The sequence below is a fragment of the Bifidobacterium primatium genome (assembly GCF_002802875.1).
GTDB lineage: Bacteria > Actinomycetota > Actinomycetes > Actinomycetales > Bifidobacteriaceae > Galliscardovia > Galliscardovia primatium.
The window spans coordinates 41,392-61,890 of record NZ_PEBI01000004.1 but is presented as its reverse complement, the minus strand read 5'-3'; the positions used below and the strand labels follow the sequence as shown (position 1 = coordinate 61,890).

At 65.3% G+C, this 20,499-nt stretch carries 16 protein-coding genes and 1 pseudogene; 11 read left to right on the top strand and 6 right to left on the bottom strand.

Features of this window, described 5'->3' with window-relative positions:
- A complete protein-coding gene (locus tag CS006_RS08280; RefSeq protein WP_243386963.1) occupies window positions 1-2,649 on the bottom strand; it encodes a DNA gyrase/topoisomerase IV subunit A in 2,649 nt (882 codons plus the stop codon).
- A 78-nt stretch (window positions 2,650-2,727) separates the two neighbouring features.
- Between CS006_RS08280 and CS006_RS08275 the strand changes: the two genes are divergently transcribed.
- The gene (locus CS006_RS08275; protein WP_100511354.1) at window positions 2,728-3,945 is read left to right on the top strand and encodes an alkaline phosphatase family protein; all 1,218 of its coding nucleotides are present in this window, start codon (window positions 2,728-2,730) and stop codon (window positions 3,943-3,945) included.
- 45 nt (window positions 3,946-3,990) lie between these two features.
- Here the strand turns inward: CS006_RS08275 and sepH are convergent, their stop codons facing one another.
- Window positions 3,991-5,004, bottom strand: coding sequence for a septation protein SepH (gene sepH, locus CS006_RS08270; RefSeq protein ID WP_165777312.1), 1,014 nt, complete (start codon window positions 5,002-5,004; stop codon window positions 3,991-3,993).
- Between the two features lie 166 nt (window positions 5,005-5,170).
- On the opposite strand from sepH, the gene CS006_RS08265 reads away from it, so the two are divergent.
- The 3 genes from CS006_RS08265 to CS006_RS08255 are packed head-to-tail and all read left to right on the top strand — an operon-like array spanning window position 5,171 to window position 8,324.
- Window positions 5,171-5,467: a DUF4193 domain-containing protein gene (locus tag CS006_RS08265; RefSeq protein ID WP_100511352.1), complete on the top strand. Its 297-nt coding sequence runs from the start codon at window positions 5,171-5,173 to the stop codon at window positions 5,465-5,467.
- Window position 5,468: 1 nt separating this feature from the next.
- The gene (gene dut, locus CS006_RS08260) at window positions 5,469-5,942 is read left to right on the top strand and encodes a dUTP diphosphatase (RefSeq protein WP_100511351.1); all 474 of its coding nucleotides are present in this window, start codon (window positions 5,469-5,471) and stop codon (window positions 5,940-5,942) included.
- Window positions 5,943-5,993: 51 nt separating this feature from the next.
- Window positions 5,994-8,324 carry a RelA/SpoT family protein gene (locus CS006_RS08255; protein ID WP_100511350.1) on the top strand — a complete coding sequence of 777 codons (2,331 nt, stop codon included), beginning with the start codon at window positions 5,994-5,996 and terminating at the stop codon, window positions 8,322-8,324.
- Between the two features lie 204 nt (window positions 8,325-8,528).
- Here the strand turns inward: CS006_RS08255 and CS006_RS08250 are convergent, their stop codons facing one another.
- Entirely contained in the window at window positions 8,529-9,926 is a 1,398-nt protein-coding gene (locus CS006_RS08250) for a DUF349 domain-containing protein (RefSeq protein ID WP_100511349.1), read from the bottom strand.
- 88 nt (window positions 9,927-10,014) lie between these two features.
- Here CS006_RS08250 and hisS point away from each other — a divergent pair, with 88 nt between their 5' ends.
- The 3 genes from hisS (at window position 10,015) to CS006_RS08235 (ending at window position 14,109) form a co-directional block, all read left to right on the top strand.
- Window positions 10,015-11,400 carry a histidine--tRNA ligase gene (gene hisS, locus CS006_RS08245; RefSeq protein ID WP_100511348.1) on the top strand — a complete coding sequence of 462 codons (1,386 nt, stop codon included), beginning with the start codon at window positions 10,015-10,017 and terminating at the stop codon, window positions 11,398-11,400.
- A gap of 82 nt (window positions 11,401-11,482) precedes the next feature.
- A complete protein-coding gene (gene aspS / locus CS006_RS08240) occupies window positions 11,483-13,282 on the top strand; it encodes an aspartate--tRNA ligase (protein ID WP_100511347.1) in 1,800 nt (599 codons plus the stop codon).
- Window positions 13,283-13,557: 275 nt separating this feature from the next.
- A complete protein-coding gene (locus CS006_RS08235; protein WP_207760032.1) occupies window positions 13,558-14,109 on the top strand; it encodes a YbaK/EbsC family protein in 552 nt (183 codons plus the stop codon).
- A gap of 128 nt (window positions 14,110-14,237) precedes the next feature.
- Here CS006_RS08235 and CS006_RS08230 read toward each other — a convergent pair whose 3' ends face one another.
- Genes CS006_RS08230 through CS006_RS08220 form a run of 3 tightly spaced genes read right to left on the bottom strand, consistent with a single transcriptional unit; the run spans window position 14,238 to window position 16,836 of the window.
- The gene (locus tag CS006_RS08230) at window positions 14,238-15,008 is read right to left on the bottom strand and encodes an ABC transporter ATP-binding protein (RefSeq protein ID WP_207760031.1); all 771 of its coding nucleotides are present in this window, start codon (window positions 15,006-15,008) and stop codon (window positions 14,238-14,240) included.
- Between the two features lie 14 nt (window positions 15,009-15,022).
- Window positions 15,023-15,826 carry an ABC transporter permease gene (locus tag CS006_RS08225; RefSeq protein ID WP_100511346.1) on the bottom strand — a complete coding sequence of 268 codons (804 nt, stop codon included), beginning with the start codon at window positions 15,824-15,826 and terminating at the stop codon, window positions 15,023-15,025.
- A gap of 2 nt (window positions 15,827-15,828) precedes the next feature.
- Window positions 15,829-16,836 carry an ABC transporter substrate-binding protein gene (locus tag CS006_RS08220; protein ID WP_100511345.1) on the bottom strand — a complete coding sequence of 336 codons (1,008 nt, stop codon included), beginning with the start codon at window positions 16,834-16,836 and terminating at the stop codon, window positions 15,829-15,831.
- Window positions 16,837-17,049: 213 nt separating this feature from the next.
- On the opposite strand from CS006_RS08220, the gene CS006_RS08215 reads away from it, so the two are divergent.
- The 4 genes and pseudogenes from CS006_RS08215 to CS006_RS08200 all read left to right on the top strand — a co-directional run.
- Complete coding sequence (locus tag CS006_RS08215; RefSeq protein ID WP_100511344.1) at window positions 17,050-17,820, top strand: amino acid ABC transporter ATP-binding protein; 771 nt, start codon at window positions 17,050-17,052, stop codon at window positions 17,818-17,820.
- A gap of 70 nt (window positions 17,821-17,890) precedes the next feature.
- A complete protein-coding gene (locus CS006_RS08210) occupies window positions 17,891-18,730 on the top strand; it encodes a glutamate ABC transporter substrate-binding protein (protein ID WP_100511343.1) in 840 nt (279 codons plus the stop codon).
- Between the two features lies 1 nt (window position 18,731).
- Window positions 18,732-19,409, top strand: coding sequence for an amino acid ABC transporter permease (locus tag CS006_RS08205; RefSeq protein WP_100511342.1), 678 nt, complete (start codon window positions 18,732-18,734; stop codon window positions 19,407-19,409).
- Window positions 19,410-19,416: 7 nt separating this feature from the next.
- Window positions 19,417-20,457 (top strand): annotated as a pseudogene (locus tag CS006_RS08200) (amino acid ABC transporter permease); the annotation flags it as partial.
- Window positions 20,458-20,499 lie beyond the last annotated feature (42 nt).

Genomic DNA, 20,499 nt, shown 5'->3' with positions numbered 1-20,499 from the left:
TCAGGCGACGCAACCGATGGGGGCGGTCAGCTCCACACCCGATCCGTCACGGCGCATGTCGACGTTCGGCAGCTCCACCGGAACACCCGAATCCGTGGCGGCGAACAGCGGCCACGGCCCCACATGGGCGAGAATCAGCGTGTCCTGCCCCTTGAGGAAGCGCTGCGAACGCACGCCGCCCGTGCCACGGCCCTTCGTGGGATACATCTCCAGCGGCGTCACCTTGGCGGAACCGTTCTCCGTGCCCTCCAGCGCCTCCGAATCACCGGCCACGGTCAGCACCACGGCCCCGGACTGCGAGGTCCGGCCGTCGGCGCCCTCCTCATACGTCCACGCCACCTTGCCTGCCGGCACCGTCGCGAACGCCGCCACATGACGGCCCTCGGCAAGACGGATTCCGGCCATGCCGGCGGAATTGCGACCCTGGGCGCGCACGCTGCCGGCCGCGAACGTCAGCAGGGAGGAATCCGACGACACGAACACGATACGGTCGTCGTCACCGGCCGGGGCCGCATGCAACGCCGCATCGCCGTCCTTGAGGTCGATGACCGACCAGGAATCCATGGTCGTGGGGGACTCGCGGTTCCAACGCTTGACCACACCGTTGCGCGTACCGATGGCCAGCGGCGTGGAATCATCCAGAGACACCGCCGCGATGACATGCTCGCCGTCGACCGGCTCGGTGCTTTCCGTCATCGTCAGCAGCTCGTCCGCACGAACGCCGCCCTCCACGCTCAACGTCTCCGCGGCCGGCAGCGACGGCAGGTCGCTCACATGCGCCAGCACGAACCGTCCGGCCGACGTGACCAGACCGTAATCCGACCTGGTCGTCGTCGAGAATATGGAAACGATCTGATCGTGCCGCGCACGCGGCGTGGCGGCGGTACGGGCCGCATACGCGTCCATCGCGCCCTGCGGCATGCGGGCGATCAGTCCCGTGGCGCTCAGCAGCACCGCGCACGGTTCGTCCGCGATCGTCAGCGGCACCGCCGCCGGATTCGCCGCCGCCTTCGCGGTCTGCTGCACGGCGCTCGACGCAGGAGCCATGTTCTGCGCGCTCGCGATGATGGCGTCGGCGGCCGTCCCATCGCCGGAAGACGCCGACGGGGCCTCGCTCGTCACCGCATGCAGACCGCCATCCTCGTCCCGGTCGAGCAGCACGGTGCGGCGGGCATCCCCCCACTTCGCCACGGCGGCGTCCATCTCGTCGACCACCACGCGGTCGAGCCTCTCGTCGGAGCCGAGGATCTCGGTCAGCTCCTCGATGCGCCTGCGCAGGTCGTCGCGTTCGGCCTCGAGTTCGATGCGGCTCATCTTCGTCAGCCTGCGCAGACGAAGATCGAGGATGTACTGCGACTGGATCTCATCGAGGTCGAACACCGCCATCAGACGGTCCTTCGCGGTGTCGGCGTCCTCGGAACTGCGGATCACCTGGATAACCTCGTCGATGTCGAGCAGTGCCAGCAGCAGTCCCTCGACCAGATGCAGACGCTCCTGCGCCTTGCGCCGACGGAATTCGCTGCGCCGACGGATCACCGACCGGCGATGGTCTATCCACACCGACAGCAGCTCGCGAAGCCCCATCGTATGCGGACGCCCGTCGACCAGCGCCACGTTGTTGATGGTGAACGAATCCTGCAGCGGCGTATGCCTGAACAGCTGCGCCAGCACGGCCTCGGGATTGAACCCCGTCTTCACCTCGATCACGATGCGCGTGCCGTTATGACGGTCCGTCAGATCGAGGGCGCCGGTGACCCCGTCGATCTTCTTGTTCTTCACACCCTCGGAGATACGCTCGAGCACCTTCTCCGGGCCGACCATGAACGGCAGCTGCGTCACCACGATGCCCTTCTTGCGGGCCGTGATGTTCTCGATATGGGTCACCGCCCGCGTGACGAACGCGCCACGACCCGACTCATACGCGTCGCGGATGCCGTCGCGGCCGATGATCACGCCACCCCCCGGCAGGTCCGGACCCGGAACGAACCGCATCAGCTCGTCGACCGACGCCTCGGGATGACGCATCAGATGCTTCGCCGCGGCCACGACCTCGCCGAGATTATGCGTGATCATGTTCGTCGCCATGCCCACCGCGATGCCGGACGAGCCGTTGACCAGCAGGTTCGGAATCGCCGACGGCAGCACCTCCGGCTCCTCAAGCTTGTTGTCGTAGTTCGGGCGGAAGCCCACGGTCTCCTCGTCGATGTCCGCGTTCATGCCGAGCGCGGCCGGCGCCAGACGCGCCTCGGTGTATCGCGAGGCGGCCGGCCCGTCGTCAAGGGAGCCGAAATTGCCATGGCCGTCGACCAGCGGAAGCCGCATGGCGAACGGCTGCGCCAGACGCACCATGGCCTCGTAGATGGCCGAATCGCCGTGCGGATGCAGCTTTCCCATGACCTCGCCCACCACACGCGCCGACTTCATATACGCACGATCCGGAGTCAGGTTCATCGCGCCCATCTGATAGATGATGCGCCGCTGCACCGGCTTGAGGCCGTCGCGGGCATCGGGCAGCGCACGCGCGTAGATCACCGAATACGCATACTCGAGGAACGATTTGCTCATCTCCTCGTTCAACGGCGTATCGACGATGTTCTCCTTGACCGAACGCGGGTCGAAGGAAGGCTTGGTTCTGTGCTTGGTGGCCAACGCGTGAACTCCTTACGTGGGTGAATCGACTATCTATATTACGTCGTGTTGACCTGTGCCAGTGGTTCAATGGAACGTATGAGTGTGGAAGTGCCCGATACCAGCGACCTGTTACGTCTACGACCGACGGTGCGCTACGACGTCGAAGCCGACGGCAGGGGAGGGGGCCGCCACCTCGGCGCCGTGCTCCCCGCGATCAGCGACGCCATCGGACACCCGACGCCCACGCCGATACACCCCGACCCCCATGCGCTGCGCGAACAATTGGGACTGCCCGACGCCGCCAGCGCCATCATCGTGCTCGTGGACGGACTCGGCTACTGGAACATCGCCATGCGCCGCGGACACGCCCCCTACCTGCGCTCCCTGATGAGCGACTCCATCGGAGAGAGGCCCATATCCACCTGCTACCCGAGCACGACCGTGGCCGCCATGAGCACATTCGGCACCGGCACATGCCCCGGCCTGACGGCCATGACCGGCTACACGCAGATGAACACCGAGACCGGGCAGATCTGCCAGCTCATCCAGTTCAAGGACGCCGTCGACCCCGAACGCCTGCAGACCCAGCCCACCATATTCGAACGCCTCGCCGCGCAACACGTGCGCGTGACCTCGTCCGGCCTGCCGAAATTCGCATCATCGCCGCTGACCATGGCGGCGTTCCGCGGAGCCGACTACATACCGAACGTACTGCCCAAGGACCGTGTGATGGCAGCCTGCGACGCCGCCCGCACACCCGGACTCACCTATCTGTACATCCGCGACGCCGACAAGACAGGCCACAACTACGGATGGAACTCCGACAAATGGATCGGCGCATTCGAACGCATCGACGCACAACTCAGCGCACTGCGCAGAAACGCCCCCAAAGGCACGCTCATCGTCATCACCGCCGACCACGGCATGGTGAGCTCGTCGCCGGAACAACGCATCGACATCGCGGCCGAACCGCAGCTCGCCCGCGGCGTTGCGGCCGTCGGCGGCGAACCCCGAGCCGCCATGCTCTACGTCGAGGAAGACGAGAGCCCCGACGACGTCGCCGACCGATGGCGCGAACGGCTGGGCGATCTCGCACTGGTGCGAACGCGCTCGCAGGCCGTCGCGGACGGCGTCTACGGACACGTCGACGAGAGGGTGCTTCCGATGATCGGCGACGTGCTCGTCAGCGCCGCGCAGCATGTGACCGTGGTCGACTCCCGCATACAGTCCGATAAGGCGACGAGGCTGCCGTCGGTCCACGGTTCGCAGACCAGCCTGGAGATGGACATCCCCTTCCTCGTGGACATGGCCTGATTCATCCGGCGACGGTCGGCGGCACGGGGTCTCGCCGACCGTCGATCATTCGCCGAACAGAATCTCGTCCCAGCTGGGCACGGCCGAGCGGCGTCCCTTACGCTTCTGCCGCGCGTCGTCGGTCTCGCCATCCTGCGCGGAAGGCACCAGCGGCGGGAGAGGCGCATCCCCCGTGGATGCCTTGGGAGAGCCGTGGGCATCCGATGCCGGCTGCCGTGCGGAGCCGGCATCGCCATACAGCCAGGAGCCGGTGGCCTGCGCGTCGTCGGTCGTGGAATCGGGCTCCGTCGCGGCATCCGCGGACACGGTGGTCCTGCGGTCATGGGCGGCGGTCTGCTCCTCGGACGGCAGAGGGACCGGTGCGGTCTGCGCTGCGGGGGAGACCGATGGGTTGTCCACGATGCGGACATTATCGCCATCGGTTGGGGAGCCCGCTGAAACGGGAATCGGCCCGAGCCCGTCGTCGAACAGATCGTGGCTCGCCGCCGCCTCGAACTCCGCGGACTTCAGCAGCTTGCGCGCTGTGGGGTTCATGGGCGTGACCGAATTGTCGCGCATGTCCCACGACCATTCGGCCTTGATGGGCCGGCCCGCCGTCTCGAACGAGGCGTGGATGCGCCATGGCTCCCTGCCGTTGCGGGTGGCCCGCCATTGCACGGAATCCATGGAGACATGCGCGCCGCGCAGCGACGACGCGATCATGTCGGAGACGTTGCGGTTTTTCGCGATGCCCGGCACCGGAGCCGAGAAGAACTGGCTGATGGCGTACTTCTTCTCCGTCTCCACCGGCTGGGCGAACCTGCGCACCAGGGCCTCGCCCACCGAATAGTTGCGCGCCACCTCCTCGGGGGAATAGCCGGCGCGGATCATGGACTGGATGGTGGAGATCGGTATCGTGGCGCTGGCCTGGGGATCGGGGGAGCCCTCCCGCTCCTGCCTGATCTGCTTGCTGGCGAGTATTCCCTGCTCCAGCCGGTCGTCGACACGCACCGCGAATGTGTTGCCGTCCACGGAGAACACCAGGTCGCCGTTTTCGCTGACACGTTCGAAATGCGCCACTTTGAGCGTTTCGTTCGACATAAAAGCACCCGACTTCCAGAAAAGTTTGTTGATTACTTCTATTGTGCCCCACGTGTCGTATTTTGCGGGTATTTGAAATCGTGTATCCTATGGCGCAGAACACGACATCAGGTTCTATAGGTTCTTATGGGAAAGGAGTTCACTCATGGCACAGGATTATGATTCCCCGCGCAGCAAGGACGAAGACGAGGAGTCCATCGAGGCGTTGGGCAAGAGCTCGCGTCAGAGCCAGGCGAGCGACATCGACGATGACGAGAACGCCATCGCCGAGGACTATGAGCTGCCGGGCGCCGACCTGAGCAATGAGGATTCCTCGGTCACCGTCATCCCCATGCAGGGCGACGAGTTCGTCTGCTCCGAGTGCTTCCTCGTCAAGCACCGCAGCCAGCTCGCCTATACCACCGCCGACGGCGAGCCGGTGTGCGAGGAGTGCGCTGACTGACATGGCATTTGACGAATCATACGACGGGCCGGAAAACGTCGAAGTGCTGGTCCGATCGCTTGACGGTGGACCGGCCACGCTGCACTACGCGCATGCCGGGGACGCCGGCGCCGATCTGATCACCACCGTGGACGTCGAGCTGGCCCCGTTCCAGCGGGCGCTGGTGCCCACCGGAATCGCCATCGCGCTGCCCGGCGGATACGTCGGACTCGTGCATCCGCGCTCCGGGCTCGCGGTCAAACAGGGCGTGACCGTGCTCAACGCGCCCGGGACCATCGATGCGGGGTATCGCGGCGAGATCAAGGTGCCGCTCATCAACCTCGACCCGGAGCACACGGTGACGTTCAAGGCGGGGGACCGCATCGCACAGCTGGTGATCCAGCGCTATGTGGAGGCCAGGTTCGTTCCGGCGGAGAGGCTGCCCGGATCGGATCGCGCCGAGCGCGGTTTTGGCTCCACCGGCGTGAAATCGTGAACCGAGCGGTTACAATAGTCAGCACCATTTGTGTAGGGAGAGGAGCGAAACATGGCTGAGCATGCCGTCGACAAGCCAAAGGACGTCTCCGCGCACGAATTGGGGTGTGAGATCAGCGACGATCCGCTGAACCCCCTGCTGCCCATCTGGCAGATGTGCGAGATGCACCATCCCGGCGAGGACCTTTCCATCCTGCAGCGCGCGTATGACCGTGCGGTGGTGCAGCATGCGCCGCAGCGGCGCAAGTCGGGCGAACCCTACATCATCCATCCGCTGGCCGTGGCGCAGATCCTGGCCGACCTCGGCATGGGGCCCCTGGTGGTGGCAGCGGGACTCCTGCACGACACCGTGGAGGACACCGACTACACGCTCGACGAATGCCGCAAGGAATTCGGCGACACGGTCACCGGTCTCGTCGACGGCGTCACCAAGCTTTCCAAGATGGACTACGGCGACTCCGCGCAGGCCGAGACCATCCGCAAGATGGTCGTGGCCATGAGCCGCGACGTGCGTGTGCTGGTCGTCAAGCTCGCCGACCGCGTGCACAACGCCCGCACCTGGCGTTATGTGAAGACCTCCAGCGCCCAGCGCAAGGCCCGTGAGACCCTCGACGTCTATGCGCCGCTCGCCAACCGCCTGGGCATGAACGCCATCAAGACCGAGCTCGAGGAGCTGAGCTTCAAGGTGCTCTACCCGAAGATCTACAACGAGATCGTGGTGCTGGTGGCCCGTCGCGCCGGCCAGCGCGAGGTGTATCTCAAGCAGATCCTCGAAGAGGTCAACGCCGACCTGAAGAAGCAGAACGTCAAGGCCTATGTGACCGGACGGCCCAAGGACTACTTCAGCATCTACCAGAAGATGATCGTGCGCGGCCACGATTTCGAGAACATCTACGATCTGGTAGGCGTGCGCATCATCGTCGACTCGATACGCGACTGCTATGCCGCGCTCGGCGCCGTGCATGCGCGATGGAACCCCGTCCCCGGACGGTTCAAGGACTACATCGCCATGCCGAAGCTCAACATGTACCAGTCCCTGCACACCACGGTCGTGGGGCCGGGCGGCAAACCCGTCGAAATCCAGATCCGAACCTGGGACATGCACCGCCGTGCCGAATTCGGCATCGCCGCCCACTGGAAGTACAAGGAGAACGGTCAGGCTGGTCGTGCGTTGTCGTCCCCCGACAAGTCCGACCTCAAGCGCGAGAACGGCGAGGAGTACCGCGAGCTTTCCGAGGCCGACAACCTCAAGTGGATACAGCAGCTCGCCGACTGGACGAGCGAGACGCCGGACTCCGACGAGTTCCTCGGCTCGCTCAAGCAGGATCTCGGTTCGGCCGAGGTGTATGTGTTCACGCCGAAGGGCAAGATCGTCTCGCTGCCCGCCGAGGCCACGCCCGTCGACTTCGCCTATGCCGTGCACACCGAGGTCGGCCACCGCACCATGGGCGCGCGCGTGAACGGACGTCTGGTGCCGCTCGACACCAAGCTCGACAACGGCGACACCGTCGAGATCCTTACCTCGAAGTCCGACACGGCCGGCCCCTCACGCGACTGGCTGAGCTTCGTGAAAAGCCCGAAGGCCCGCAACAAGATCCGTCAGTGGTTCAGCAAGGAGCGCCGCAGCGAGGCCATCGAGGAGGGGCGTGAGGAGCTTACGCGCGCCATGCGCAAGCGCAACATGCCCATATCCACGCTGCTGACCCCCGAGGCCCTGATAGGCGTGGCCGAGGAACTGAACTATCCCGATCCGAACGCCGTCTTCGCCGCCATCGGTGAGGGCCAGGTCTCCACGCAGAACGTCATCTCCCGACTGGTCAAGGATGTCGGACCGGCCGAGGTCGACGACGAGGTGGAGCAGGAGGCGCTGCCACTGCAGCGCGTGCGCAACGTGGATGCCGCCCCCGGCGTGTCGGTCAAGGGCGTGGACAACATCTGGGTCAAGCTCGCCAAATGCTGCATGCCGGTGCCCGGCGACTCCATCATCGGATTCATCACCCGCACGCAGGGCGTGTCGGTGCATCGCGCCGACTGCCAGAACCTGCTTGACCTCAAGAAGCATCAGCCGGACCGCATCGTCGACGTCTCGTGGACCAGCGCCAACGGCACCTTCCTCGTGAAGATCCAGGTGGAGGCACTCGACCGTCCGCATCTGCTCTCGGACGTCACCCGCATGCTGTCCGACCACGGCGTGAACATCATCTCCGGTTCCATAGCGACCGGCGACGACCGCGTGGCCACCAGCCAGTTCGTCTTCGAGATGGCCGACCCGCAGCACCTCAACACATTGCTGGCCGCCGTGCGCAAGATTGACGGCGTGTTCGACTGCTACCGCATCACCGGTGCCAAGGACAGCGCCGAACCCAAGCTGCGACATATGTGACGACAACAAAGGTTTTTGTTTTTCGCGAGACAAAGCAAAAATTTCGAGATTCCGTTGAATGGGAGGGGGGCTGGACGGTTCATTTCGTTCAGACCCCCTCCGTCCGCAATCGTTCCCTTTGGCGTTTTATATACGCCACGGTGACATCGAAAAAAGGCAGACGCACCAATTGTGCGCCTGCCTTGGCGGAGTTTCCGGTGAAAACTACTTCACCGCGTTGAGCCACTGCTCCTTGGTGGCCTTCTCGGCCTCGAGCGCGGCCTTCTTCTTCGGATCGGTCGCGGCGGCAATCTTCTTGTCGAGCTCGGCGAGCTGGGCGGTGAGCTGCTCCTCGAAGCTGGACTTGCGGGCGTCGGTCTCCGGGTCGGACTGCGTCCACTCGGCGTCCTCGACGGCCTTGATCTGCTTCTCCACGTCATCCAGACGGCTTTCGATGCGATGCACATCGCCGCGCGGCACGTAGCCGATCTCATCCCATTCGTCCTGGATCTTGCTCAGCGCCTGACGTGCCTCCTTGGCGGCCTTCACGTCCTTGACCGGCAGCAGGGCCTCGGCCTTCTTGAGCAGCTCCTCCTTCTTGGCGAGGTTCTCCTTCTCGCTGGAGCTGATTTGGTCGCGGTCGGCCTGGCGGGCGTTGAAGAACGTGTCGGCGGCCTCGCGGAACTTGGCCCACAGGGCGTCGTCGTCGTTGCGCCCGGCGCGGCCGGCCTTCTTCCAGCGGTCCATCAGGTCGTTGAACTTGCGGGAGGTCTCGCCCCATTCGGTGGAGTCCTTGATGGCCTCGGCCTCCTGGATGATGGCCTCCTTGGCCTTCTTGGCCTGGGCGCGCTCGGCATCGCGGTTCTGGGCCCACTTGCGGCGCGACTGGTTGAACGTGGTGCGGGCCGCGGAGAAGCGCTTCCACAGCGCGTCCGCCTGCGGCTTGTCGATGCGCACGCTGTTGCGCTGATGGGCCTGCCACTCGTCGAACAGGGCGCGGAACTTGTCGGCGGTGGAACGCCAGTTCGTCTTGTCGCCCAGCGAGGCGGCCAGGGCCTCGGCCTTCTCCACGATCGCGGTGCGCTCCTCCACGGCCTTCGCGACGGCGGCCTTGCGGGCGGCGGCGAGCTCGTCCTTCTTGGCCTTGCCGGCGGCCTTGAGCTCCTCCAGCTGGGCCTTCAGCGCGGCGATGTCACCGACAACCGGCGGGTTGTCGACCTCCTGCTCGAGCAGCTTGAGGGACTCGTCGATCTCGTGGGACTTGATGTTCGCCGCGTTCAGACGGGTGGCCAGGAAGTCGAGCTTCGCTTTGAGGTCGAGGAAGCGGGTGGCGTACAGCTTCAGCGCGGCCGTCTTGTCGGCGTCGGCGAACTGGCCGACCTCGCGCTCGGAATCGCCCTCCCTGACGAACACGGTGCCGTCGTCGGCGACTCGCCCGAACGCCTCGGCCTTGGCGATGTCCTCGTCGGAATACGTGCTCTTCACCACCGCGACCTTGGGGGCCTTCTTGGCGAATGCCGCCGGCGACGGCGCATGCGGTTTCGGCGCCGCCTTGGGGTGTGCGGCGGGCTTCGCCGCCGCTGCGGATACGTTCTCGGGTGTGGTTGCAGTCTCGTCCGACATGGCCAGCTCCTTGTGTTAATGCGTGAGAGAGATGGGAAGAACCATGAAAGCCACGGTTTTTCCACAACTAGACCTATTATATGGACTCGTGGCAAAAGGTGCATCATTATCAGGTTTCCCGGAGTGGCTCCCCGAAGAACGGGTCGTCGAGCAGCGCGCTATCGACACGCTCCGCAGGATTTTCGAACTCAATGGATTCCTCGGCATCGAGACGAGGGCGGTGGAACAGGGCTCAAGCCTTCTGAAGAAGGGCGAGACCAGCAAGGAGATCTACCTGCTGTCCCGTCTGCAGGAGGTCGGTCAGGAGAACGACACGCCCGTCGAGGACCGGCTCGGTCTTCACTTCGATCTGACGGTTCCGCTGAGCCGCTATGTCGTCGAGCATTCGGGCGACGTCGTGTTCCCGTTCAAGCGCTGGCAGATCCAGAAGGTCTGGCGCGGCGAGCGCCCGCAGGAGGGCCGCTTCCGCGAGTTCATCCAGGCCGACATCGACGTGGTGGGCAACGGCGACCTGCCTTCCCACTATGAGGTCGAACTGCCGCTCGTCATGGTCTCGGCCCTTGAGGCACTGCGCGAGTTCGGGCTGCCCAAGGCGACCGTCCATGCCAACAACCGCAAGCTTTCCGAAGGCTTCTACCGTGGTCTCGGCCTCACCGACGTCGAGGGCGTGCTGCGCGAGATCGACAAGCTCGACAAGATCGGTGCCGACGAGGTGAGCAAGCTGCTCGTCTCCGAATGCGGAGCCAGCGAGGCGCAGGCCTCGGCGTGTCTCGAACTCGCCGGCCTGAGCGCGGCCACCGGAGAGGAGTTGGGGGAGCGCTTCCGCGAACTGTGCGCCAGGCACGGCATCGAGGAGTCCTCCGAGGCATATCAGCTGGCGAACGAGGGACTCGCCACGCTCGCGATGATTGTCGACGAGGCGGCCCGCATCCGTCCGGGCGCCGTCGTGGCCGACCTCAAGATCGCCCGCGGACTCGACTACTACACCGGCTCCGTATACGAGACCTTCCTCGACGGCGCGGCCTCGCTCGGCTCCATCTGCTCCGGCGGCCGCTACGACAACCTCGCCACCCAGGGCAAGAAGAAGTACCCGGGCGTGGGTCTGTCCATCGGCCTGTCCCGACTCGTCTCCTACATGCTGCACACCGCAGGCGCCAAGGCCAGCCGCCAGTCGCCGGCCGCCGTGCTCGTGGCCGTGTGGAACGAGGACGAACGCAGCCGGGCCAACCGTATCGCCGCCATGCTGCGCTCGCGCGGCATCGCCACCGACGTGGCCCCCACCGCCGCCAAGCTCGGCAAGCAGATCAAGTACGCCGATAGGCTGGGCATCCCCTACGTGTGGTTCCCCGGACAGGACGGCGCCGACGACGAGGTGAAGAACATCGTCTCCGGCGACCAGTCCAAGGCCGACGCCGAGACGTGGACGCCGGACGAGCGGGTCGCCCTGCAGACCGTCGAATACGGCGAGCGGTGACGGTTCGCGATTCGTTACCGACCCACGACGGCGATTCGATATAATACGTGAGATTTCAACCCATAAAAGGAATAGAGGCACAATGAGCCAGACGGCTTACAGAACACAGCATGCCACCGAGGTGACCGAGGCCCTCGTCGGCCAGAAGGTCACCCTCGCCGGTTGGGTGGACCGTCGCCGCGACCACGGCGGCGTCGCGTTCATCGACCTGCGCGACAGCACCGGCCTGGTGCAGGTCGTCATCTACGACGAGGAGGTGGCCCGCCCCCTGAGGAGCGAGTTCGTCATCCAGGTCGTCGGCGAGGTCCGCCTGCGTCCGGAAGGCAACGAGAACGACCATCTCGCCACCGGCAAGATCGAGGTCGTCGCCGAGAGGATCGAGATCCTCGCCAAGTCCGACGCCCTGCCCTTCCAGGTGTCCACCGCGCTCGAGAACGAGTCCGAGAACAAGCTGCCCGGCGAGGACGTGCGCCTCAAGTACCGCTACCTCGACCTGCGCCGCCCCTCCATGCAGCACAACCTCAAGCTGCGCTCCGACATGGCCAAGGCCGCCCGCCACGCCCTCGAGGACATGGACTTCACCGAGGTCGAGACCCCGACCTTCATCAAGTCCACCCCGGAAGGCGCCCGCGACTTCCTCGTGCCCGCCCGTCTCGTTCCCGGCTCCTGGTACGCGCTGCCGCAGTCCCCGCAGCTGCTCAAGCAGCTGCTCATGGTCTCCGGCGTCGAACGCTACTACCAGCTCGCCCGCTGCTACCGTGACGAGGACTTCCGCGCCGACCGCCAGCCCGAGTTCACCCAGCTCGACATGGAGATGGCCTATGTCGACCAGGAGGACGTCATGGCCATGGCCGAGAAGGTCATCGCCGCCATCTGGAAGTCCGCCGGCTACGAGGTCCAGCTGCCGCTGCCACGCATCAGCTGGCAGGACGCCATGGACAAGTACGGTTCCGACAAGCCCGACCTGCGCTTCGGCAACCAGATCGTCGAACTGACCGAATACTTCAAGGACACCCCGTTCCGCGTGTTCCAGGCCCCGTACGTCGGCGCCGTCGTCTACAAGGGCGCCGCCGACCTGCCGCGCCGCAAGTTCGACGCCTGGCAGGACTGGGCCCGTCAGCGCGGCGCCAAGGGCCTCGCCTACGTGCAGTTCACCGCCGACGGCACCCTCAAGGGCCCCGTCGCCAAGAACCTCTCCGACGCCGAGCGCGAAGGCCTTCGCGAGGCCGTCGGCGCCGAGCCCGGCGACGCCGTGTTCTTCGCCGCGGGATCGCGCGAATCCTCGCAGCTGCTGCTCGGCGCCGTGCGCGTCGAGATCGCGCGTCGACAGGGCCTGCTCGATCCGAAGCAGTTCGCCTTCACCTGGGTCGTGGACTTCCCGCTGTTCAAGCCCACCGACGATCCCGATGACGATGACGTCGCCGTCGGCCACTCCAAGTGGACCTCCATGCACCATCCCTTCACCATGCCGAGCGCCGACTGGATCGACAAGTTCGACAAGGATCCGGAGCACGCCATGTCCGACTCCTACGACATCGTCTGCAACGGCGAGGAGATGGGCGGCGGCTCCGTGCGTATCCACCGCGACGACATCCAGAACCGCGTGCTCGACGTGCTCGGCATCACCAAGGAGGAGGCCGACGAGAAGTTCGGCTTCCTGCTCGAGGCCTTCAAGTACGGCGCCCCGCCGCACGCCGGCATCGCCCTCGGCTGGGACCGTACCGTCTCCATCCTCGCCGGCGCCGACTCCATCCGCGACGTCATCGCCTTCCCGAAGGCCGGCGGCGGCCGCGATCCGCTCACCGGCGCCCCCGCCCCGATTTCGGATGAGCAGCGCGCCGAGACCGGCGTCGATTACGACCCCGAGGAAGACGAGGACTGATGAAGACTGATTGATGGAGCGTTAGCGGCGTCATTGCGAACTTCGACGTACTGTTGTACGCCTTCGTCCGCATTCCTTGCTACCGCACGCATCAATCAGCCTTCATCGAGTAGCCGTTCTCAAATGATTCGGACGGGCACTCAATGGAACAACCGAGGCGTAAGCGATAACGGTTCATAGGCAATGTGAATAGCGCCACCGGCATGTGCCGGTGGCGCTTTCGCTATCCTCGGCATCAATGCGTCGCCGAAGGCGCATGGAAACGGGGGAGGCTCATGACGTTGGAGATACTGGACTGGCATGATGGGCGGCTGCTGGCGAAACCGGTGTTCGAGGCGTTGAACGCACTGGTCGCCGCCGGTGTGCCGCAGGAGAAGATCGTCGGCGTCACCGAGAACACCGACGAGGAATCCGACACCGACCTGTGGTGCCCGAAATACGGCGTCCCGTTCGAGTCCACCGGCAACGTCGTGGTCGTGCATACCCACAAAACCCGCAAGGCGCCGCCGCAGTTCGCCGCCGCGTTCGTCACCGCCGACACCCGCGCCGACCTCAACGGACTCGTCAAGCACACGCTCGGCGTCAGCAAGGTGTCGTTCGCGCCCATCGACGCGGCCGTCGAGGCCACGGGCATGGAATCCGGGGGCATGTCGCCGATCGGGCTTCCCGCCGCATGGCCGCTGCTCGTCGACCGTCGCATCCTCGGCATCCCGAGGCTTTACCTCGGCTCCGGCATCAGACCGTCCAAACTCGTCGTCGACGGCTCGATCTTCGCCGACATCCCCGGCGTCGAACTCGTCGACGGGCTCGGCAGACCACGTTTCTGACATCGCCTCGCCGCACGATGAGATCACAATACGATGGCCCCGCCTCGAATGATTTCCGAGGCGGGGCCATCGTGGTCGACCGGCTTCATGACGACGAACGGCCGGCGTTTTCACGCGGCCCGATTCGTCTAGCCTTCATGGATGAGATCCCAGATGCGCTGCACATAGGACTGGAACCGGTCGGTGGCAATCATCTCCTGCGTGCGTGGACGAGGCAGGTCGATGGCGATGTCCTCGCGGATGCGTCCCGGGCGAGGCGTAAGCACCACCACGCGGTCCGCGGTGAACACCGCCTCCTCGATGTCGTGGGTCACCATCATCACGGTCATGCGGTTCGCCTCCCACACCTGGGTGAGCAGGATCTGCATCTCCTGGCGCGTCAGCGCATCCAATGCGCCGAACGGCTCGTCCATCAGCAGCACCTGCGGACGGTACGACAACGACCGCGCCAGGGCGAGACGCTGCTTCATGCCGCCCGACAGCTCGTTCGGATACGCGTCCTCGAATCCAGAGAGCTTCACGTCGGCCAGATGGCGCCGGGCAATCTCCGTCCGTTCGGCCTTCGACAGGTTCTTCTCCCCGCGCAGCGCGAACTCCACATTGCCCAGGCAGCTCAGCCACGGCAGCAGCGCCGGCTGCTGGAACACGATGCCGCGGTCGCGCCCCGGTCCATCCACCGGTTTCCCGCCTGCGGACACCGAACCGGCAGTGGGCTCCAGCAGTCCGCCGATGATCGACAGCAGCGTGCTCTTGCCGCAGCCCGATGCGCCCACGACGGCCACGAACTCGTTCTCGTGGAAGTCAAGGTCGATGTGCTCCAGCACGTTCAGGTCGCCGAACGACATCGACACGTCCTGCACGCTGATACGCGGCCCGGCCGTCGCCTCCGTGCTCCGCATGGTGTTCTCGTTCATCATCTTCCCTCCCAGCGCCTGAACGCGCGCTTGCCGATGGCCCGCATCACCTGATCGAAGAACAGACCGAGGATGCCCAGCACCACCACGTACCCGATGATCACGTCCGTGGCGAAATACCGCTGCGACACGGTGATCCGGTAGCCCAGACCCGACGTGGCGGCCACCAGCTCGGCCACCACGAGCCATGTCCACGCCCAGCCGAGGCTCACGCGAAGCGCGTCCCAGATGCGCGGCAGCGACGCGGGGAACACGATGCGCATGATGATGTCGTGCTTCCGCATGCCCAGCGTCTCGCCGAAGTCGATGAGGTTCTGCGGCACCTGCATCACCGCGTCGCATACCAGCAGCACCAGCTGGAAGAACGTGCCCATCCATATGATGAGGAACTTCTGCAGGTCGTCGGTGCCGGCCCAGATGATCGTCAGCGGCACGAACGCCACCACGGGCATGTACCGGATGAAGTCCATCAGCGGCTCGACGGCGCTGAGCACCCATTCGTTCACGCCCATCATCACGCCCAGCGGAACCGCCATCGCCACGGCGATGAGATAGCCGACGGTGATGCGGTACACGCTGGTGCCGACGTCGGCCAGCAGCACGCCCTGCGCGGCCTGATCGGCCAGCGCCCGCGCCACCGCGGAGGGGGAGGGGAGGAACAGCGGGTCCACCGCGCCGGTCTCGGTCACCGCGGCCCACAGCGCCAGCAGCACCGCGAAGGTGACCACGGGTGCGGCGATGCGCCGGCCGCGGGTCAGCGGCGTGCGCAGACGACGCGAACGCTTACGTTTCGTGGCGCCCATCGTCACTTGGCCGCCTTGGTCGCGAACTCGGCGTTCACATAGTCGTCCGGGTTCAGCGTGCCGCTGACGATCTTGGCCTTGATGGAGGCCTTGTTCACCGCCTCGAACGTGGATTTGAAGTCACCGTCGAGCTTGCTCGCGTTGTCCTTGGCGGTGAAGTACTTCACGCCGGCGAACGCGGTCTTGAGGTCCTCCTTCTTCGAGCCGATCGCGGTGGCGATGATCTCCTGGCCCTCGTCGGTGTTCCTGTCATAGAAGTCGATGGACTGGTCCCAGGCCTTGAGCAGGCTGGTCAGCTGGTCGGGGTGGTTCTTGATGAAGTCGTTGCGCACCACCAGCACGTCGGAGATCAGACCCTCCTTGGCGCTCGGCGTGTACACCACCTTGATGTTCGGGTCCTTCCGCCTCGCCTCGGTGATGTACGGCTCGTAGGTCACCGCCGCAGGAACCTTGCCGGCGATCACCGCGGTGCCGGCGGAGCTGGCGCTCATCGGCACCTTCTTGATGTCGTCCACGCCCAGTCCCTGCTCCTCGAGGGCGTAGTTGAGCAGCACGTCGGATGTGCTGCCCTCCTCGTAGGCCACGGACTTGCCCTTGAGGTCGGCCACGCCGCTCACGCTGCCGTCGGAGATGATGGCGTCCGCGGTCTCGGAGGCGTCGAGCACCATCACCACGGAGACGTCCACCTTGTTCTCCAGCATCTGCAGCGCGCTCTGCGTGCCGACGTTGCCCGCCTGGATCTTGCCTGCGGCGATGGCGGCGTTCATGTCGGAATCGGTGTCGAAGTTCGTGATCGTGGCCTTGACGTTCTGGTCCTTGAAGTATCCGTTCTTCTCGGCGATGTACCAGGGGGCGTATCCCAGCCAGGGCTCCACGCCGATCGACACGGCGGCGTCGGCGTCCTTCGAGGACGCGGAGGAGCCTCCGCAGCCGGCCAGGGTGGTGGCGGCGATCAGCACGGCGGCGGTGGCCGCCACGACGGAACGGAACTTGCGGGTTGCTGCGTTCATGGATGTCCTTCTGTTCTCTCGCGGTCGTGCGCTTTTGCGCGGACGGGCATCATGATAACGGCGGCCGCGTTAATTTGGTGGGTTTGTCCGCTAGGTGGGCACCCAGCCAAAATCGTGTCCGCGGCACCGGGCGGGGCGCCTCCGCCTTGTCCGCGATTCCACGAAGAGAGCGCGTAAAACGTTTGAAACCAAGGCATGGGCTATACTGCACCTATGTCAGAAGAGAAAATTTACCGTACGGACGACTCCCGTCCACTTGTGGAACTCACCCACGTGGAGAAGCACTTCGGCGACCTCCACGTTCTGAAGGACATCAATCTCAAGGTCGCCAAGGGCGAGGTGCTCGTCGTCGTCGGCCCCTCCGGCTCCGGCAAATCCACGATGTGCCGCACCATCAACCGTCTGGAGACCATCGACTCGGGCGATATCCGCATCGACGGCAAGCCCCTGCCCCAGGAGGGCAAGGAGCTCGCCCGCCTGCGCGCCGAGGTCGGCATGGTGTTCCAGTCGTTCAACCTGTTCGCCAACAAGACCATCCTCGAGAACGTGGCCCTCGCCCCCATCCGCGTGCGCCACATGGCGAAGAAGGAGGCCGAGGACCAGGCCATGGAGCTGCTCGCCCGCGTCGGCGTCGACTCCCAGGCGTCCAAGATGCCCGCCCAGCTCTCCGGCGGCCAGCAGCAGCGCGTCGCCATCGCCCGCGCCCTCGCCATGCATCCCAAGGTCATGCTCTTCGACGAGCCGACCTCCGCGCTCGACCCCGAGATGGTCAACGAGGTGCTCGACGTCATGATCGAGCTGGCCCACGAGGGCATGACCATGATCTGCGTGACCCATGAGATGGGCTTCGCACGTCGAGCCGCCGACCGCATCGTGTTCATGGCCGACGGGCAGATTCTCGAGGAGGCCTCGCCCGACGAGTTCTTCGACCATCCGAAGAGCGAGCGCGCCAAGGACTTCCTCTCCAAGATCCTCACGCACTGATGCCGCCGCACGACGGCATCCCGACAGGACAGGACGGATCAGGAAGAACAGAGGAAACGGAAGAACATCTATGAACAGAGTGAAGACAGCCCTCGCACGGCTGTGGAAGAGACTGCTCGCCGCGGTCTGCGTCGTGGCGTGCATATGCTCGGTCGCCGCCTGCGGCTCGGGCGACGAGACGGGCAAGATCCGCATCGGCATCAAATTCGACCAGCCGGGCCTCGGCTTCAAGAAGTCCGGCACCTACGTCGGCTTCGACGTGGACGTGGCCAAGTACGTGGCCAAGCAGCTGGGATACTCCGAGGACGAGATCGTCTGGAAGGAGGCTCCTTCCAAGCAGCGTGAGGCCATGCTGCAGAACGGCGACGTCGACATGATCCTCGCCACGTACTCCATCACCGACGCGCGCAAGAACGCCGTGTCGTTCGCCGGCCCGTACTTCGTGGCCGGCCAGGACCTGCTCGTCCGACGCGACGACACCAGCATCAAGGGCCCCGAGGACCTCAACGGCAAGCGCCTGTGCTCGGTGACCGGCTCCACCTCCGCCACCACCGTCAAGGAGAAGTTCGCCAACGAGGTGCAGCTCATGGAGCAGCCCGGCTACGCCGAATGCGCCACCGCGCTGTTCTCCGGCATCGTCGACGCCGTGACCACCGACGACATCATCCTCGCCGGCCTCGCCTCGGCCTCCCGCGGCAAGCTCAAGGTCGTGGGCAAGCCGTTCACGCAGGAATACTACGGCGTGGGCATCAAGAAGGGCGACAAGGCGTTCGCGAAGAAGATCAACGCCGCCATCGAATCCATGATCAAGGACGGCGCCTGGCAGCGCGCCGTCGAGGACAACACCAAGGGCACCGGATACAAGCCGAACGCGCAGTACAATCCGCCGAAACCCACGGAGGGGGAGTGACATGGAAAGCTTCATCAGCCTGTTCTCCGAATACGACATCCCCGCCGCGTTCCTCGTCAACATCGAGCTGACCCTGTGGTCGGCGCTGTTCTCGCTCATCCTCGGCGTCATCCTCGTGATGATGCGCATCTCGCCCATCGGCTCCATGCGCGCCGTCGCCGGCGGATACGTGGAGTTCTTCAAGAACATGCCGCTGACCATCATCATGGTGTTCATGGTGCTCGGCGCCTACGCCCAGCTCAAGCTCACCTTCTCCGACACGTTCGCCACGAACTTCTTCTGGCTCGCCGTCACCGGCCTGAGCCTGTACACGGCCGCGTTCGTGTGCGAGTCGCTGCGAAGCGGCATCAACACGGTGCCGCTCGGCCAGGCCGAGGCGGCGCGCGCGCTGGGCCTGGGCTTCATGCAGTCGGCCACCGAGATCATCCTGCCGCAGGCCTTCCGCGGCTCCGTGGCGCCGCTGGGCAACACGTTCATCGCACTGCTGAAGAACTCCACCGTCGCGGCGGCCGCATCCGTGGCCACGGAGACCTCGTCGCTGATGAGCCAGATGATCGAATACCACCCCGACGTGATCGTCTCGATCTTCCTGATCTTCGCGTTCGGCTACGTGATCCTCATCATCCCCATCGGCATGCTGACCACATACCTGTCCAACAAGCTCGCGGTAAGAAGGTGACCCGGCAATGAACAACACATCCTCATCGGTCCTGTTCGACCAGCCCGGTCCCAAGGGCCGCCGCCGCATCGCCGTCATCAACTGGGTCGCGGCCGCATGCTTCATCGTCATCCTCGCGCTCATCCTCATGCGCCTGCACAACCCGCCGGACGGCGAGAACCAGCTCAGCTGGGAGCTGTGGAAGCCCGCGCTCGAAAAGGAGGCATGGACCGACTTCTACCTGCCCGGCCTGTGGATGACCATCAAGGCGTCCGTGCTCGCCGTCGTCGGCTCCGTGCTCTTCGGCCTGCTCTTCGGCATCGGCCGACTGCTGCCCAGCATCATCGTGCGCGGCATCTCGTCGGTCGTCGTGGAATTCTGCCGAGCCGTGCCCGTGCTGCTGCTCATGATCTTCTTCTGGCGCTGGTTCGCCTTCGCCGGCATGGGCGCGCCCTCCTACTGGGCCGTCGTCCTGGCGCTCGTGCTCTACAACGGCTCCGTCGTCGCCGAACTCGTACGCTCCGGCGTCGGCAACCTGCCCGGCGGCCAGCGCGAGGCCGCGCTCGCACTGGGCCTGACCCGCACCGAGTCGCTCATGCAGATCGAGGTGCCGCAGGCCATCAACGCCATGCTGCCCGCCGCCGTCACCCAGCTGGTCGTCGTGCTCAAGGACACCGCCCTCGGCTCCATCATCATGTACACCGACCTGCTGCAGGAGTCCCGACGACTCGGATCGATGTACTTCAACATCCTCCAGACGCTCGTCGTGGCCGGCGTGGTCTACTTCTTCGCCTGCTGGCTGCTGTCCAGGCTCGCCGAATGGCTGCCCGAACACATGCAGCAGCGGACCGCCGCACCCGTCGACACCGAGCCGGTCGCGCCCATCGCCGTGATGGACCCGTCCAACGTCAACCAGATCGCCGTGGCCCAGGAGGTCAAGGAGCTGCCGCTCGGCGGCACCCCGCGCAAGTACCACGTGCACCACCGCGGCACGAACGCGTCGATCCACAACTGGCGCCGCACCCGCTACGAGCAGGGCTACGACGAGACGCATCCCGACAGCCGCGACCGGAAACCCGCCGAGAAGAAGCCCGGCAAGCCCGAAAAGAAG